Source organism: Marinobacter guineae, from assembly GCF_002744735.1.
GTDB classification, from domain to species: Bacteria; Pseudomonadota; Gammaproteobacteria; order Pseudomonadales; family Oleiphilaceae; genus Marinobacter; species Marinobacter guineae.
In genome coordinates this window covers 32,597-48,567 of sequence record NZ_KZ319341.1, presented here as the reverse complement: position 1 = coordinate 48,567, position 15,971 = coordinate 32,597, and the positions used below count along the sequence as shown (strand labels likewise).

The following is a 15,971-nucleotide window of genomic DNA, read 5'->3' as shown; positions in this document are numbered from 1 at the left end:
ATTCGGTTATGAGTTCCCCGAATTCGGTTAACTCTTTTCAGGCGGTGTTGCCGCGTATGCGGCTTTCAGGTGTTCTCGGATGGTGTCGGCATCCACAGAGAGGCCTGCTTCTTCCAGGTCAGCAGAGATGGATCCTGCGTTCTCGCCCGTTGCGCTATTTCTACGACTTTCGGGGTTGTAGTCATACTTCGCCATCGCCATTCCCAGAATGATTTTGTATAGCGTGTTTCGCTCAGTAGTGGCCGCGGCGAGATTAATCATATTGGATCTATTTAGCTCGGGCCCAGAAAAAGTTTCTTCGTATAGTCGAATAAACGGGTGGTTTCGAATGCTTATGGTTTCGATGGAGGCTTCGATAGGGGATTGCAAAATAACCCTGCTATGGGCCGGAATGTCAGGAGATTCACTAAAGAACAAACCTGCACTTACATTCTGGGAGCCTTTCAGAAGTGCTTTACTAGGTGAAAACCAAACTTCGCCGGTTAAAGGCTCTGGCGATTCGTTTACGATATCCACATTTATCTCTGCCGTTTCAGAGATAACCCAACCTGGCGTATCTTCCAAGAAAACGCTCGGAGTGAGACTGCCACAAACTATGCATTCCAACACGGCAGATATATCGCATTTCCATCGCTCCGCCAGCTCTGGTATTGAGTAGTAAAGTCTATTTGGTAGTTTCATTTTCAAAACCCTTTGCTGGTCTTGAACGGCACAACTGAGCCACCTTTCTTCAGAGTGTCCAGGTAGTCAGCCCATTGCTGCATCATGGCCGTTCGCTCATCCATCCGGGCGGATCGGTTGTAGGCAGCTGCTACTTGGTTGCGCTGCTGGTGTGAAAGTTGGAGCTCGATAATTTCCGGGGGCCAGCCCATCTCATGCAGGAGTGTTGAGGCGGTGGCCCTGAATCCATGCCCAACCATTGTTTCACTATCGTAGCCCATGCTTCTCAAGGCGGTATTGATGGTGTTTTCAGACAGTGGGCGGCCTGGCTTGATCGACTCGAAAACATACGGCCTTTTTCCGGTCAGCTGGTTTAATGGTTTCAGGATCTCGATTGCCTGGCGGGGCAGGGGGATTTTTAGATCTGACACCAGGCCGGCTCGCTTTGCCTTTAGCGTTCCTTTCATCCGGCCGCCTGGAATAATCCACATGCCGCCCTTGAGATCGATCTCTGCCCAGACGGCCTTTCTCAGTTCCCCAGGGCGCAAGAACAGCATCGGGGCCAGCTGCAGGGCGGCACAGGTTGCCGGCTGCCCTGAATAGGCCTCAATCGCTCTGAGCAGGCCTCCAAGTTCGTCAGGCTTCGTGATGGCGGCTCTGTTCTGTGCGGGTACCGCTTTCAGGAGTCCCCGCAAATCGGCGGCAGGGTCTCGGCTGGCTCTTCCCTCGGATATGGCGAAGCGGCAGATCTGGCTGATTCTCTGGCGCATCCGGTGTGCGGTTTCATGCTTGCCTTTGGTTTCGATCTTGCGCAATACCTGCAGAACCAGAGGCGGCTCAATCTCGGTTATTGGCATGCTGCCAAGGTGCGGATAAATCCACTTGGTCAGGCGGTTGCGGGTAACGTCTATGGTGCTGTCCTGAAGCTGGCCTTTCTGGAGCTTGAGCCAGTCCTCGGCAACGGCCTTGAAGGTATTGGAGGCGGCTGAAAGATTCTTGGCGCCTTCTGAACGGCGATGCGTAACGGGGTCTTTCTGCTGAGCCAACAGCTTGCGGGCTGCGTCTCGTCCTTCGCGGGCATCTTTCAGTGAGACCTCTGGATAACTGCCCAGGCTGTATGTCTTTTCCTTGCCGCCAAACCGATAGCGGAACCACCAGACTTTTGATTCGGGTTTGATGACTAGGGTGAGGCCACCACCGTCCGCCAGCTTGCGCCTTTTTTGGCCTTCGGATTTTGCGGCCCTCACCATGCTGTCGGTCAGTTTATTGATTTCTCTAGCCATAACGCCACCTGTGCATCATTGCGGGTACCAGTGGTCAATCGGTGACCAAGTACCCGCAACAGTACCCGCATTTTGTGGGTACGTCTAGTATTGTGCATAGCTGTACAGTATGTGCTATGGTTGATCTTGAAGTCTTGCAGCGCGGGGCTTTCAGGGGTTTTTGTGGGGCGGGGTAGAGCTGGAATTGGTGCCCCCGGCAGGACTCGAACCTGCTACCTTCCCCTTAGGAGGGGGACGCTCTATCCAGATGAGCTACGGGGGCATTATCGCGAGAAGGGCGGTATGATAACGGCCTCAGCCCTGCGGCTCAAGGTGCAGCCGAGATTCGGTGAATTTCACGGAGTGCGTTTTGCCCGAACTTTTCTCATTGAGCGTGATTATTCCGGTGTGGATGGAGGCTGCGAGTATCACCGATACGCTCCTGGCCTTGCAGCCGATTCGCGCTCAGGGCCATGAAGTGATTGTGGTGGATGCTGGCAGCTCGGATGGCACTGCCGAACTGGCGCGGCCGCTTTGTGACCGGGTGGTGGTCTCGGACAAAGGCCGGGCGGTTCAGATGAACGCCGGTGCGACCGTGGCCCGGGGCAACCTGTTTCTTTTCCTGCATGCAGACACCCGCCTTCCGGACAATGCCCTGGACCATATCGCTGAATTTGCCCGCTCGCGCCACGCCTGGGGTCGGTTCAATGTGCGCCTGAGTGGCCAGCAGCCGGTGTTCCGGATGATTGCCTGGTTCATGAACCAGCGGTCCCGCCTGACGGGAATCTGCACCGGTGATCAGGCGATGTTTGTGCGCCGGGATGCGTTCGAGGCGTTTGCCGGTTTCCACCCGATGCCGTTGATGGAGGATGTGGAATTTTCACGCCGCCTTTGCCTGGTGTCCCGTCCCTTCTGTATAAAAGAACCTGTCGTTACCGATAGCCGCCGCTGGCAAAAGCACGGTGTCTGGCGGACGATTTTCCTGATGTGGCAGCTGCGCTGGCGTTATTGGCGCGGTGAATCGCCGGAGTCTCTGGCCCAAATCTACCGATCGGATGTCCGTAATGTCTCAAAGTAACTCTCCCTCGGCGGTATTTCTCCAGTTTGCCAAGTGGCCGGAAGCCGGCCGGGTTAAAACCCGATTGATGCCGGAATTGGGCGCGGTTGGCGCTCTTGAAGCCCATATCACGCTCACTCTGGCAGTGCTGGACAACCTGTGTGCCACCGGTTACCCGGTGGAATTCTGGTGGGACCGATTGGTGGATGATCACCCCGCAGTCGCCGCCTCTATTCTTGAAGAAGTGGATGGAGCCGGACTGGTTCAAGGGGTGCAGCAGGGCGATACTCTCGGGGAGAAGATGCTCGCGGCACTCAGCCAGTCTCTTTGCGACTATGATCGTGCCCTGGTGGTTGGCAGCGACTGCCCATCGGTTGATCCGGATTATGCCCGCAAGGCGGTGGCCTGCCTGGCGGATTATGATGTTGTGCTCGGGCCATCCGACGACGGCGGTTACGTCCTCATTGGTGCTTCACGGGTAGCGGAGGGAATGCTGGATAACATTGCCTGGGGGACGCCGGATGTTCTGGCCCAGACCTGCGAGCGGCTGGATGCTGCGGGGCTCAGCTATTGCTTGCTGGAGCCCCGCTGGGATGTAGACGAGCCCGAAGACTGGGCCCGTTTTCTCCGCACCTGCTGAGGCTGTCAGCTGGCGGGCACAGGTGTTAGTTCGGTCAACTTGCCAAGGGCCCGATCCGCTTGCAGGCCGTTGCCGCCGGTGACCACCCGAAGCGACTGTTCCCGCTCAAGTACGGCCTTCCGGAAAGTGTCCAGAAGCTCCTGCAGACTGACGTTCTTCACGGCTTCGGCCAGTTGCTCCCGTGAGTCAAAGCTTTCCGCACCACGATCAATCTCGCGCCAGTAGCGGCTGGATATCTCGCCCAGCTGCCGGTCCTGTTCCAGCAGTTTGCTGATCACGGCCTGTTTTTCCTGGTTCAGCCGCTCATCGGTCAGCCCGGCCAGCGTGTTCTCGAACACTGCTGAGAATTCCGTTACCGCCTGGTCGATCTCGGTTTGTGAGGCGGAGGGCGACTGCACCACAAAGCCCAATGCCGGGGTCTCCAGCATTTCATAGGGGGTGGCGTAAACGATGTAGCCAAGCTGGCGGCTGGTTCGGATTTCCTCATAGAAGGGACTGCTGATGATCTGCGCCAGCAGGCGGAAGCGGGCCCGCTCCTCGAAACTGGTGTTGTCTCCCTGCATGTAGAGAGTGTAGCCGGTGTCCGGGTGGTCCACGGCCAGGGAAACTTCGGTTTCCCGCTCCGGTAGTTGGCGCACCTGACTGCGCGCTACCTGCGTGTTTTCAGTGTTTCGCAGTACTATTGCGTCGATCTGCCGGGCCAGATTAAGGGCCGAAGCTTCAGTGAGATTACCGTGGGCCATCATCACGGGGTCTACCTGCGAGAAAGCCGCCTCAGAGAACGAGAGCAGTTCCTCGAATGTCACTTCCCGTGCCGCCCTGAGTTTGTCGTCCGTGTTCCATGCTCCTTCGATCAGGGAGGTCTGGACAAATTCAGAGGTCTGCTCAACCGGGCGGTCTTTGGCTTTGTTCTGCAGGCTGTCGATCAGGTTCTGTCGGGCAATATCGAAACGCTGTCTGGTCAGTTCCGGTAACGCCACCTGAAGCAGGATCCGGTTCATCAGGGTGTGCAGCTTGTCGTTGTAACCGCCCACACGAACAGTGATGCCGCGCAGGTGCGGATAAACACTGTAATCCAGACCGGCCAGGCTGGCGGAGTAGGCCCAGGCATTCAGGTTGGCGTTGATGGAATCCACTAGCAGCTGAATCAGTACATTGCTGCGGGCAGAAGCCTGTGCGGCTGGTGTTCGCAGGCTGATGAACACGTTGGCCTTGGGGGTATCAAACCGGGTGTCCCGGGCAAACCAGATCTCCATACCCTGGAGTGAGCCCAGTGATGTCGGCTTTGCCATGGTCTGGCCCGGCACCATCTCCAGGTCTTCTGGTACAAAGGGATTGGCAGACGGCAATTGCAGCTGGGCGGCAAGTTCCGGCAGCTGCGGGGTTGTCAGCGCCTTCGGATCCAGTGCCTCGCGGGTCCAGGCCGCCTCATACCAGTTGGTGCGGTTCGGGTTTTCCAGCCCGGGGTCAGGCGACAGAACGAATGCGAGGACATTATCCGGCGTCAGCCGATTCAGAATGTCCTTGTATTGTTCCGGCGCGTAGCGCTCTACCAGCCAGGGGGCACGGAGCAGGTCTTCTGCCGGATAGTCCATGAGCTGGCTGGCCAGGCGCATGGCCTCATGTAGTGGGCTGCCCTGTTCACGGAAGCGGAAATCAATGCGGGCCAGGTTCTGCATCTCCAGGAAGCGTTGCTCACTGATGCCTTTCTGGCGAATCTTATCGATGTAATCAAACACCAGTGGCAGGATTTCATTGTGGCGGCTCATCCCTTCCGGTGTGAGGGAAATGCTGATCTCCAGAGTCGCGTTCTCGCCGGTGTCCATTCCCAGGCCGGCTGACAGGCTTTCGGCAAGGCCCGACCGTTTGAGTACATCGAACAGGCTGCCTGGCCCTTCATGGCCCAGCAGGTTGGTCACGTAATTGGCGGGCTTGGTGCGGTAGTTGTCTTCCTGCGAGGGAATGGGAAAGCTGAGCGACAGACTCCGCACATCCTTGAGTGCTTCCGCGGTTACCTTGGCCGGGAGAGCATCCTGCTCAAAGAGGCTGGCCATGTGGCGCTTGGGTTCGAGATTGCGGTTTTCGATGGTGTCAAAACGCCCACGCACCATGGCTTCCAGATCGTCCAGGGTTTGCGGTCCGTAAACCGCCAGGGACATAAGGTTGGCGGAATAGTGCTGCTTCCAGAATTCAATGAGGTCCGGCCGCAACGGGTTGTCGTCGGTATTTTCGAGCGTACTCAGGTTGCCAACCGCAAACTGGCTAAAAGCATGGTCCGGGTTGCTGACGGCCTTTTTAACGGAATAGAACCGGCGGCCATCCTCTTTCTGTTTGGCGCTGAACTCCGAATGGACGGCATTGCGTTCACGGTCCACAAGTTCGGCAGTGAACAGCGGTGCCGCGAATTGCTGGGCGAACCGGTCCAGTGCCGGCTTCAGAAATTCAGCCTGGATATCAAAGAAATAGTTGGTGTCCTGGAACGCGGTAAAGGCGTTGTGCTGGCCGCCATGGCTCTTGATGAACTGCTGGTATTCACCAGGTGCCGGGTATTTTTCGGTGCCCAGGAACAGCATGTGCTCCAGGAAGTGGGAGAGCCCCTCGCGATCTTCCGGGTCGTCTCCGCTGCCAACGGCGACATTCATCGAAGCCGCTGCCTTGTCTGCTTCCTTGTCCGAAACCAGGATGACCCTCAAACCGTTCTCCAGTTCGATGAACCGGTACTGGTTGTCGTCATTGGGGCTTTTTTCCGGAATCTGGGCAGCAAGAGTAAAGGTGCTGAACAGCAGGAGTGCGAGCAGGGTAAACAGACGTACCATCTGACTTTCCGTTGGGTGTTTCCTGGCGATGCGGGTGCTCATAGGCTCTCTGTTATCCGATGAATGTATTTTGGGGTCAGTGCATCAGCGCGTTTCGGGTGCTCTCGGGCTGCTGGTCCAGTGTCTTACGAGCTAGATCGGCGGCCTTCTCACTGTCCAGTTGGCCGGAAGCAATGCGCTCAAGAACGGTTGCCATAATGGCCACGGACTGCCGGTAATCGGAAAACTCGGCCTGAAAGGCGCTGTCTATGGCTTCGTAAACCGCCTGAATTTTCTGCTCGCGGGACCCGGCATTATCGGCGGTGTCGTTAATGGCCTTCAGGCAGGCCCGGGCAATAGAAATATAGCGTTCCGCGTTGGGGTTATCTTTTTGCATGATCGGAATTCCGGAGGTCGGTTGTCCTGTGAAATGAAGAGATGCCAAAAGGCGCAATAAGTTCCCGATTATGTCATTGCTGGCGGGGTGTTTCATTGCTTTGTGGTAATCCTGCAATTGGGCAGGCAGGCAGCCATTCCTGTGCTAGTCTCAAAAGCATTATGTCGGTGAACTGGACAGGCTCGCAATGCGCGCCGGAACAAAAAGTTAGAGTAATAGCTCTACTAAAAACAAAGGCTTACAGAGTAAAAGCTCTAAAAAAGTTCGATACATGAAGGTTGCAATTAAGTACAATGCCGACGTTTCCGGATTGACCTAAGACTTTAGTCGTATAGGCGCCGGCATGGATAGACAACAACTGAGCAACAAGCAGGGTGGAAGATTGATGAATTATTTCCTGACCGGTGGCACCGGATTTATTGGCCGATTTCTCGTGGAGAAACTGCTGGCACGTGGCGGCACGGTATATGTGCTGGTGCGTGAGCAGTCCCAGGATAAACTCGAACTATTGCGCGAGCGCTGGGGCGCGGACGAAACCCAGGTAAAGGCCGTTATCGGCGACCTGACCAGTAAAAATCTGGGTATCGATGCCAAAACGCTCACGGCCCTGAAGGGAAAAGTTGATCATTTCTTTCATCTGGCGGCGGTCTACGACATGGGCGCTGATGAAGAGGCCCAGCAGGCAACCAACATTGAGGGCACCCGGGCTGCGGTTAATGCAGCCGAGGCGATGGGCGCGAAGCATTTCCATCACGTGTCTTCAATTGCGGCGGCCGGCCTGTTCAAGGGTATTTTCCGTGAGGACATGTTCGAGGAAGCGGAGAAGCTGGACCATCCGTACCTGCGCACCAAGCACGAGTCCGAAAAAGTCGTGCGCGAGGAGTGCAAGGTGCCGTTCCGCATCTACCGCCCGGGCATGGTTATCGGTCATTCCGCCACCGGCGAAATGGACAAGGTGGACGGTCCCTATTATTTCTTCAAAATGATCCAGAAAATTCGCCACGCGCTGCCCCAGTGGGTTCCCACCATTGGTATTGAAGGCGGCCGCTTGAATATTGTGCCGGTGGATTTCGTGGTCAATGCGATGGACCATATTGCTCATCTCGAAGGTGAAGATGGCAAGTGTTTCCACCTGGTGGATACAGATCCGTACAAGGTTGGCGAGATTCTCAATATTTTCAGCGAGGCGGGGCACGCTCCGAAAATGGGCATGCGTATCGATTCCCGTATGTTCGGCTTTATCCCGCCGTTCATCCGCCAGAGCCTGAAGAACCTGCCGCCTGTGAAGCGCCTGACCGCTGCGGTCCTGGACGATATGGGTATTCCGCCGTCGGTGATGTCTTTCATCAATTACCCGACCCGTTTCGACGCCCGTGAAACCGAACGCGTTCTGAAAGATACTGGTATCGAAGTGCCGCGCCTGACGGATTATGCAGCGGTTATCTGGGACTACTGGGAGCGCAACCTGGATCCGGACCTGTTCAAGGACCGCACGCTGCGGGGAACGGTTGAGGGCCGTGTGTGCGTGGTTACCGGTGCCACGTCTGGTATCGGTCTGGCTACGGCCCAGAAACTGGCCGATGCCGGTGCGATTCTGGTAATCGGTGCCCGTAAACGGGAGCGCCTGAAAGAAGTAACGGCCGAACTGGAGTCCCGTGGTGCCAGTGTGCACCCTTATCCGTGCGATTTCTCGGATATGGAAGCCTGCGATGAGTTCGTCAAAACCGTTCTGGATAACCACGGCCATGTGGATGTGCTGGTGAATAACGCCGGCCGTTCCATCCGCCGGTCACTGGATCTGTCTTTCGATCGTTTTCACGATTTCGAGCGGACCATGCAGTTGAACTATTTTGGCTCCGTGCGTCTGATCATGGGCTTTGCGCCCAAGATGCTGGAGCGTCACTGCGGCCACGTGGTGAACATTTCTTCCATCGGTGTACTTACCAATGCGCCGAGGTTCTCCGCCTACGTCGCCTCCAAGTCCGCATTGGATGCGTTCAGTCGTTGTGCCGCTTCTGAGTGGTCCGATCGCAACGTTACCTTCACCACCATTAACATGCCGCTGGTAAAAACGCCGATGATCGCACCAACGAAGATCTACGATTCGGTGCCAACGCTGTCTCCGGATGAAGCAGCGGCAATGGTTGCGGATGCGATTGTTTACCGGCCGAAACGTATTGCAACCCGCCTCGGTATCTTTGCTCAGGTGCTGCATGCTCTGGCCCCGAAGATGGGGGAGATTGTCATGAATACCGGTTACCGGATGTTCCCGGATTCACCGTCCGCAGCGGGCAGCAAGTCCGGTCAGCGGCCCAAGGTGTCTTCAGAGCAGGTAGCCTTTGCGGCCATCATGCGGGGCATTTACTGGTAACCGGATATACCCTGAAGCAAAAAAACCCGCCTCGGCGGGTTTTTTTGTGGCTGTTACTCAGTCTCTTCCGGGATCAGGGGAGGCGGAAAGCCGCCCAGTTCCTTCCAGCGATTCACAATGCCGCAGAACAGGTCTGCGGTTTTCTCGGCATCGTACGCGGCTGAGTGGGCTTCTTTATTGTTGAACGGGATACCGGCCAGCTTGCAGGCCTGGGCCAGTACGGTGTGGCCGTAGGCGAGGCCCGCCAGGGTAGCGGTGTCGAAGGTCGAAAAGGGGTGGAACGGATTGCGCCGGATGTCGGAACGCAGTGCGGCTGCAAATATGAAGTTGTGGTCAAAGGTGGCGTTGTGACCGACCAGGACCGCCCGTTTGCAGTCATGGTTTTTGACGGCCTTACGGATCGGGTTGAAGATTTCGCTCAGGCCCTCCCGCTCGGGCACCGCTTCCCGTTCCGGATTCCAGGGGTCAATGCCGGTGAAGTCCAGGGCGGACTGCTCCAGGTTGGCGCCTTCAAAGGGGTCAATCTGCTGAACGTGGGTTTCGGTGCGGCGCACCCAGCCGTCGTCATCCATGGTCAGGATTACGGCTGCCACTTCCAGTAATGCGTCTCGCTCGGGGTTGAAGCCGGCTGTTTCCACATCGACAACAACGGGCAGAAAGCCGCGGAAACGGCGGGACATCGGGTGTGGTGGTTTGTTTTCGTCAGTCACTCAAACTCCGGTCTTGGCCGTGTGTGAAAAAAATCAGCTATGTTTACGCCAGTTGCCAGTGAACAGTTTCACCGGCCTTCAGAGGCACAATGGTGCCATCGGCTAATGGCAGTTCCGCAGGCATGGTCCAGGGCTCACGAACCAGGGCGATGGTGTCGGTATTGCGTGGCAACCCGTAAAAATCGGCACCGTTGAAGCTGGCAAAGGCCTCGAGTCTGTCGAGGATGCCCAACTCTTCGAAGATGTCCGCGTACAGGCCGATGGCGCCATAAGCCGAGTAACACCCGGCACAGCCGCAGGCTGCTTCCTTGCGATCTTTTGCGTGGGGTGCCGAATCGGTACCCAGGAAGAAGCGTCTGTCACCGCTGGCAACGGCATCCCGCAGGGCCTGCTGATGGCGACTGCGTTTGAGGATTGGCAGGCAGTAAAGGTGCGGGCGAATTCCGCCCACCAGCATGTGGTTGCGGTTATACATCAGATGCTGGGGGGTCAGGGTAGCGCCAAGGTTATCGCCGCTGTGCTGCCGGACAAATTCCGCCGAATCCGCTGTGGTGATGTGCTCAAGTACCACTCTGAGGTTCGGGAACGCTTCCAGGGTCGGGGCCAGAACCCGCTCCAGAAAAACCTTCTCCCGGTCAAAGATATCGATCTCGGCATCGGTCACCTCGCCGTGCACCAGAAGTAGCATGCCGCAGGCTGCCATGGCCTCCAGAACCGGGTAGATGTTGCGTATGTCCTTCACGCCTGAGGCGGAATTGGTGGTGGCACCGGCCGGGTAAAGCTTTGCGGCCACAATGCCGGCCGCTTTGGCCTCCCGGATAGCTTCAGGTGTAGTGCTTTCAGTCAGGTACAGGGTCATCAATGGTTCAAAACCGGTGCCGTTGGCGGCCGCGAGAACCCGATCCCGGTAGGCGGTGGCATCCGCTGCGGTTATCACTGGTGGCACCAGGTTGGGCATGATGATGGCCCGCCCGAAACAGGCTGCAGTGGCAGGCACAACGTCCCTCAGGATATCGCCGTCCCGAACATGGAGGTGCCAGTCGTCGGGTCGGATAAGAGTAAGCTGATCAGTCATGGCAGTTGTCCGCAATACCTTTGGCGAGGCCGGGGCCGAAAACGGGGCTGATAAAGAAGGGCCCGGAAAAATTTGGCGAATTATACCAGAAGGTGCCGGCGATTGTTTTCGCCTGGGGGGCTAAAGAAACACGGGCGAAGGCCGTTAAATACCCAGAGTCTTTTAACTCCCTGATACCGATGGCTAACGATATGGGATTCCGTCCCCGAAACAATCCGATGACTTTGCTGGCTATCTGCTTTCTGGGCGCATTTTTGCCCGCGAACGGCGACGCTGCAAGCTATGGTGCTGGTATTGAAAATAGCCAGTGGTACCTGGCCGAGTCGGTTTTCGAATGTCGCCTGGTGCACGAAGTGCCCGGTTATGGGCGAGCGGTCTTCCATCATCGTGCCGGAGAAAACCTCTCGTTCTTCCTGGAGTCTGAATCGCCGCTGATGCGCCCGGGGCGGGGTAGCCTGGTAGTAGAAGCGCCATCCTGGCGCCCGGGCGTGGCGCCGCGGCCCTTGGGAACGGTGAACGTCTCGGATGGTCGCCGCCAGGTTTCCCTGGATACCCGCCAGGCCTTTGTGCTGGCCCGCGGCCTGCTTGATGGCATGCGTCCCACCGTTACACGGGAATCCTGGTTTGACGGCCGGCCGGTGCGGGTGCAGGTGTCCAACATCAATTTCTCTGGCGAGTATCAGCGTTATCAGCGCTGTACTTCCAACCTCCTGCCGGTGAACTTTGACCAGATTCGCCGCTCGCGCATTCCGTTTGCCAGTGGCAGTACCCAGTTGTCAGATGGAGACAGGAGGTTGCTGGACAATATCGTGTCCTACGTGACGGCGGATTCGACAGTGGAACGGATTTTCGTGGATGGCCACAGTGACAGTATTGGCAGCCGGATCAACAACCGGGCCCTCTCGGAAGATCGGGCCAATGTGGTGGCGGATTATCTCAAGGCCCGGGGGATTGCCGAAAACATGATTACTGTCCGGGCCCACGGTGACCAGTACCCGGTCTCTAACCGCCCCGCTGATAACCGCCGCACCAACATCCGCCTGCAGAGGGCCGGTGACCAGCCGGAACTCCAACAGGCTAACGGCTACGGCGGGGATCCGCTGGGTTAGCCGGGATCAGTAAACCGAATCCAGCACTTCCAGGTGGGCATTCACGCTCTCCGCAAGAGCCCGGAGGTGGTACCCGCCTTCCAGTGTCGAAATAATCCGGTCGTTACTGTGTTCGTGGGCGACGGCCACAATCATCTCTGTCAGCCAGCGATAATCTTCGGTATCCAGATTCAGCTCCGCCATCGGATCCAGCCGGTGAGCGTCGAAGCCGGCTGAAATCAGGACCAGCTGCGGCTTGAAGTCGTTCAGGCGCTTCAACCAGCCCGCTTCCACCAGCTTCCGGTACTCTTCCGGGGAACAATTCGCTTCAATCGGAATATTGACAATGTTGTCCGCTTGCCGGTGCACGTGGGAGTGGGGGTAGAACGGATGCTGGAAGCTGGAGCACATCAGGATTCGCTCATCACCACTGACAATATCCACCGTACCGTTGCCCTGGTGCACGTCAAAATCGATGATCGCGACCCGCTCAAGGTGGTGGAAGGTGAGGGCGCGCATGGCGGCCAGAGCGACGTTGTTGTAGAAACAGAACCCCATGGACTTGGCCCGCTCGGCATGATGGCCAGGCGGGCGTGCGCAAACAAACGCATTAGTCACCTGACTGCTCATCACCATATCCACGGCCTGGACGTTGGCACCGGCGGCCAGGCGGGCGGCGCGAAGAGTATCAGGCATCATGGCGGTGTCCGGGTCGGTAAACACCCGGCCCCGGGTAGGTTGCATCAGGTCGAGCTGGTGCAGGTAATTCTCCGGGTGCACCATCAGTAACTGATCACGAGTGATTTCTTCCGGCCGGACCCAATCGAGCTTCTGATCCAGGCCAGTATCCGCCAGATAACTGATGATGGCCGCAAGTCGCTCCGGGCTTTCCGGATGCTCCGGGCCCATGTTGTGTCTCATGAAGTCATCGTGGGAAAAGAATGCCGTGGTCATACGTCTCTGGCTGCCTTCGATATGCTTATATTTTCTCCAAGCTTATCAGGGAAAACCACAGGGTGCCGTGTTTCTTTGGTCTTATAGGGGCGATAGTCATTTCACATCGGCGGATCAGCGCCTAAGATAAGGGATGCACCCATAAGTAACCTGTTTTATTACGTTTATTACCCAACTGGCCCCGGGCCAGACAGTGAGGAGAGTCAGCTTGAGTACCCGGTATCTGGAAAGCCTGTTCAACCCCGCATCCATTGTGGTGATTGGTGCGTCGGAACGGGGGGATAACCTTGGCGGCATGGTGCTGAGGAACCTTATGGGAGGCGGTTATCCCGGACGCTTGCTGGTGGTTAACCAGAACGATTACGACAACGTTCACGGGGTACCTTGCGTCAAGAAAGTCTCCAAAATGGAGTTTTCCCCGGATCTGGCGATTGTCTGTACTCCGCCAGACACTGTTGCCAAGACTATCAAGCGGCTCGGGGAGGCGGGTGTTCGAACCGCCATTGTGATGACCGGTGGTATGTCCCGTACCCACAGTAAAACCGGGCAGCCCCTGATGTATTCAGTCCGGGAAGCCGCCCGCGAAACCGGTATACGGGTCCTTGGCCCCAACACCATTGGCCTGATGGTTCCGGCTCGCAGTCTGAACGCCACCTATGCCCACATGGGGGCGATCCCGGGAAAAGTCGCCTTCGTTGGTCAGTCTGGCACCATTGCCAGTTCGGTGATTGATTGGGCCTTCGCCCGGGGTGTCGGGTTTTCCTATTTCCTGACCCTCGGCGATGGCATGGACATCGATCACGACGATCTGATCGACTATCTCGCTCAGGACACCCAGACCCGGGCCATTCTTCTGCATATCGAGAACATTCCCAACGCCCGGCGTTTCATGTCGGCGGTCCGGGTTGCCTCCCGTACCAAACCGGTGATTGCCGTGAAATCCGGCCGCGTGCCGGAATCCGAGTGGTTCCCCCATCAGTTGCCTGCCGGCCTCAAACGCAGCGACCCCATCTACGACGCCATGCTTCAGCGTGCCGGTGTGCTGCGCGTTGATGGCCTGGGGCAGATGTTTGACGCCCTGGAAACCCTGACCCGTATGCGTCCGTTGCGGAGGGAAACTCTGGCGATCATGGCCAATGGCGTCGGCCCCGGCGTGCTGGCGGTCGACCGGCTGGCGGATCTGGGCGGCGAGCTGGCGGATCTATCGGAATCCAGTATCGAGGCTCTTGCAGAGCTGCTGCCGCCATACTGGACGCGCAAAAACCCTATTGATCTTAACTACGATGCGTCTCCGGAGCTCTATGGAAAGGCCATCAAGATTCTGGCCAAGGATCCGGAAGTAGCCAATGTGCTGGTGATGTACGCGCCCAGCCTGACCGAAGACAGCCTGCAGATTGCCGATGCGGTGGTGCAGGCTTCCAAGGGCACCCGGCTGAATGTATTCACCTGCTGGCTGGGCCAGAGCACGGTCATGGATGCCCGGGAGGAGTTTTATCGTGCGGGATTGCCGTCGTTCTTCAACCCGGAGAAGGCGGTCATGGCCTTCATGCAGCATGTCCGCCATCAGCGGGTCCAGCGGCTGCTGACGGAAACCCCGGAATCCTTTACCGATCATTTCGCCGACCGGACGCACACCCGGCGGGTGGTGGTGAATGCTTTGCGTTCCGGTCGCCATCACCTGTCGAACCGGGAAGCCCGGGATCTGGTAAGGGATTACGGCATCAATACCATCAATACAATCTATTGTGATGACATGGAGGAGGTGTTGGAGGCTTTTGCGGTTGAGCGCCGGCCCATCGACATCACCATCATTCATGAGCAGGCCTGCCATCCGTTTCTGGATCTGAGCCCGACCCAGCGGCGCTACAAGGGCACCGTCCAGAAGTTGAACAGCGAGGCGGCCATCATGGATTCCTGCCGCTTCCTGATGGATGAGTACCAGACCCATTTTCCGGAGAGCGGGTTTCTCGGGTTTGCGGTGCAGCGTTCCTACCAGCATGTGGGTGGTATCGAGTTTAGCGTGGGCATCACCCGGGACGTCCTGTTCGGCCCCCTGGTGGTCTGTGGTGCCGCCGGTGCCCAGATCAATGTAATGACCGACCGGCAGATCGCGCTGCCACCCCTGAACATGGTGCTGGCGCGAGAACTCCTGCGCCGCACCTATATGTATAAGCTGCTCAAGGAGCATAGCCTGAAGCCGGAAGAGGATATCCGTGCGGTTTCTGAAACCCTGGTGACGCTGTCCCAGATCGTGATCGACATTCCGGAGATCCAGGGCCTGGAGATCGCGCCGCTGCTGTTCAACGAGCAGGGTGCCGTGGCGGTGAACATCGCCATCAACCTGGCCGACAAGCCCGGCCGGCCGATTATCCAGCCATACCCGAGGGAACTCGAGGAGTGGATTGTGCTGCCAAAATCCGGTCGGCGGGTGATTCTCCGGCCGGTACTGGCCGAAGACGAGCCCGCCCACCGGGCTTTCCACGAGCTGCAGTCACCCGAATCCATTCGCTACCGATTCTTCCAGTACCGTAAGCACTTCTCCCGGGAGGATGTGGCGCAGATGGTGCAGATCGACTATGACCGGGAAATGGTGTTTATCGCCAACGCACCCCGGGAAGATGGTGAGGGCGAGGAAACTCTGGGCACTGTGCGAACCTGGACCGACGCAGACAACCTGCAATGCGAGTTTGCGGTGATGGTGCACGACAAAATGAAGGGCGAAGGCCTTGGCGTTGCACTGATGCAGAAGATGATCGACTACTGCCGTGCCCGGGGCACCATGGAAATGGTCGGGAACGTGCTGCCGGACAATCGCCCGATGCTGCAGCTGGCGGAACATCTGGGTTTCGAGATCAGGTTCAACACGGAAGAGGAAGTGATGGATCTTCGGCTGGTTCTGAATGAACCGGAAAAGGACTGGCAGCGCGAGCGGTTGGGAAAGAGCGCCCATTGAGGGGCGCTC

The 15,971-nt window shown here is 57.5% G+C and carries 12 protein-coding genes and 1 tRNA gene; 5 read left to right on the top strand and 8 right to left on the bottom strand.

Features of this window, described 5'->3' with window-relative positions:
- Nucleotides 1-27: 27 nt before the first annotated feature.
- The 3 genes from CLH62_RS14560 to CLH62_RS14550 all read right to left on the bottom strand — a co-directional run bounded on the left by CLH62_RS14560 (nt 28) and on the right by CLH62_RS14550 (nt 2,205).
- Nucleotides 28-687: a hypothetical protein gene (locus CLH62_RS14560; RefSeq protein WP_143752373.1), complete on the bottom strand. Its 660-nt coding sequence runs from the start codon at nt 685-687 to the stop codon at nt 28-30.
- Nucleotides 684-1,943: a tyrosine-type recombinase/integrase gene (locus tag CLH62_RS14555; protein ID WP_099618930.1), complete on the bottom strand. Its 1,260-nt coding sequence runs from the start codon at nt 1,941-1,943 to the stop codon at nt 684-686. The genes CLH62_RS14560 and CLH62_RS14555 overlap by 4 nt, the downstream gene beginning before the upstream one ends.
- 185 nt (nt 1,944-2,128) lie before the next feature.
- Nucleotides 2,129-2,205: transfer RNA gene (locus tag CLH62_RS14550), tRNA-Arg, on the bottom strand.
- 87 nt (nt 2,206-2,292) lie between these two features.
- Here CLH62_RS14550 and CLH62_RS14545 point away from each other — a divergent pair.
- A complete protein-coding gene (locus tag CLH62_RS14545) occupies nt 2,293-3,000 on the top strand; it encodes a TIGR04283 family arsenosugar biosynthesis glycosyltransferase (RefSeq protein ID WP_099618929.1) in 708 nt (235 codons plus the stop codon).
- Entirely contained in the window at nt 2,987-3,619 is a 633-nt protein-coding gene (locus CLH62_RS14540) for a TIGR04282 family arsenosugar biosynthesis glycosyltransferase (protein WP_099618928.1), read from the top strand. Before CLH62_RS14545 ends, CLH62_RS14540 begins: the two co-directional genes overlap by 14 nt.
- 5 nt (nt 3,620-3,624) lie before the next feature.
- On the opposite strand, the gene CLH62_RS14535 is transcribed toward CLH62_RS14540, so the two are convergent.
- Together CLH62_RS14535 and CLH62_RS14530 are read right to left on the bottom strand one after the other, a co-directional pair.
- Nucleotides 3,625-6,477, bottom strand: coding sequence for an insulinase family protein (locus CLH62_RS14535; protein ID WP_099618927.1), 2,853 nt, complete (start codon nt 6,475-6,477; stop codon nt 3,625-3,627).
- Between the two features lie 34 nt (nt 6,478-6,511).
- Entirely contained in the window at nt 6,512-6,811 is a 300-nt protein-coding gene (locus CLH62_RS14530) for a hypothetical protein (RefSeq protein ID WP_099618926.1), read from the bottom strand.
- Nucleotides 6,812-7,196: 385 nt separating this feature from the next.
- Between CLH62_RS14530 and CLH62_RS14525 the strand changes: the two genes are divergently transcribed.
- Nucleotides 7,197-9,182 (top strand): SDR family oxidoreductase, encoded by a 1,986-nt coding sequence (locus CLH62_RS14525; RefSeq protein ID WP_099618925.1) that lies wholly within the window; start codon nt 7,197-7,199, stop codon nt 9,180-9,182.
- Between the two features lie 53 nt (nt 9,183-9,235).
- Here CLH62_RS14525 and rnt read toward each other — a convergent pair whose 3' ends face one another.
- The gene (gene rnt / locus CLH62_RS14520) at nt 9,236-9,892 is read right to left on the bottom strand and encodes a ribonuclease T (RefSeq protein ID WP_099618924.1); all 657 of its coding nucleotides are present in this window, start codon (nt 9,890-9,892) and stop codon (nt 9,236-9,238) included.
- 43 nt (nt 9,893-9,935) lie between these two features.
- Entirely contained in the window at nt 9,936-10,967 is a 1,032-nt protein-coding gene (gene pyrC / locus CLH62_RS14515) for a dihydroorotase (protein ID WP_099618923.1), read from the bottom strand.
- Nucleotides 10,968-11,185: 218 nt separating this feature from the next.
- Here pyrC and CLH62_RS14510 point away from each other — a divergent pair, with 218 nt between their 5' ends.
- Nucleotides 11,186-12,076, top strand: coding sequence for a flagellar protein MotY (locus tag CLH62_RS14510; protein ID WP_228152864.1), 891 nt, complete (start codon nt 11,186-11,188; stop codon nt 12,074-12,076).
- 6 nt (nt 12,077-12,082) lie between these two features.
- On the opposite strand, the gene CLH62_RS14505 is transcribed toward CLH62_RS14510, so the two are convergent.
- Complete coding sequence (locus CLH62_RS14505) at nt 12,083-13,009, bottom strand: histone deacetylase family protein (RefSeq protein ID WP_099618921.1); 927 nt, start codon at nt 13,007-13,009, stop codon at nt 12,083-12,085.
- Nucleotides 13,010-13,217: 208 nt separating this feature from the next.
- Here CLH62_RS14505 and CLH62_RS14500 point away from each other — a divergent pair, with 208 nt between their 5' ends.
- Entirely contained in the window at nt 13,218-15,962 is a 2,745-nt protein-coding gene (locus CLH62_RS14500) for a bifunctional acetate--CoA ligase family protein/GNAT family N-acetyltransferase (RefSeq protein ID WP_099618920.1), read from the top strand.
- The last annotated feature ends 9 nt before the right edge of the window (nt 15,963-15,971 follow it).

What these genes read in the sequence shown, in the direction of transcription:
- CLH62_RS14540 (WP_099618928.1), top strand. Translation starts at nt 2,987, where the DNA reads ATGTCTCAAAGTAACTCTCCCTCGGCGGTATTTCTCCAGTTTGCCAAG.
- CLH62_RS14510 (WP_228152864.1), top strand. Translation starts at nt 11,186, where the DNA reads ATGACTTTGCTGGCTATCTGCTTTCTGGGCGCATTTTTGCCCGCGAAC.
- CLH62_RS14535 (WP_099618927.1), bottom strand. Translation starts at nt 6,477, where the DNA reads ATGAGCACCCGCATCGCCAGGAAACACCCAACGGAAAGTCAGATGGTA.
- pyrC (WP_099618923.1), bottom strand. Translation starts at nt 10,967, where the DNA reads ATGACTGATCAGCTTACTCTTATCCGACCCGACGACTGGCACCTCCAT.
- CLH62_RS14505 (WP_099618921.1), bottom strand. Translation starts at nt 13,009, where the DNA reads ATGACCACGGCATTCTTTTCCCACGATGACTTCATGAGACACAACATG.
- CLH62_RS14525 (WP_099618925.1), top strand. Translation starts at nt 7,197, where the DNA reads ATGAATTATTTCCTGACCGGTGGCACCGGATTTATTGGCCGATTTCTC.
- CLH62_RS14530 (WP_099618926.1), bottom strand. Translation starts at nt 6,811, where the DNA reads ATGCAAAAAGATAACCCCAACGCGGAACGCTATATTTCTATTGCCCGG.
- CLH62_RS14555 (WP_099618930.1), bottom strand. Translation starts at nt 1,943, where the DNA reads ATGGCTAGAGAAATCAATAAACTGACCGACAGCATGGTGAGGGCCGCA.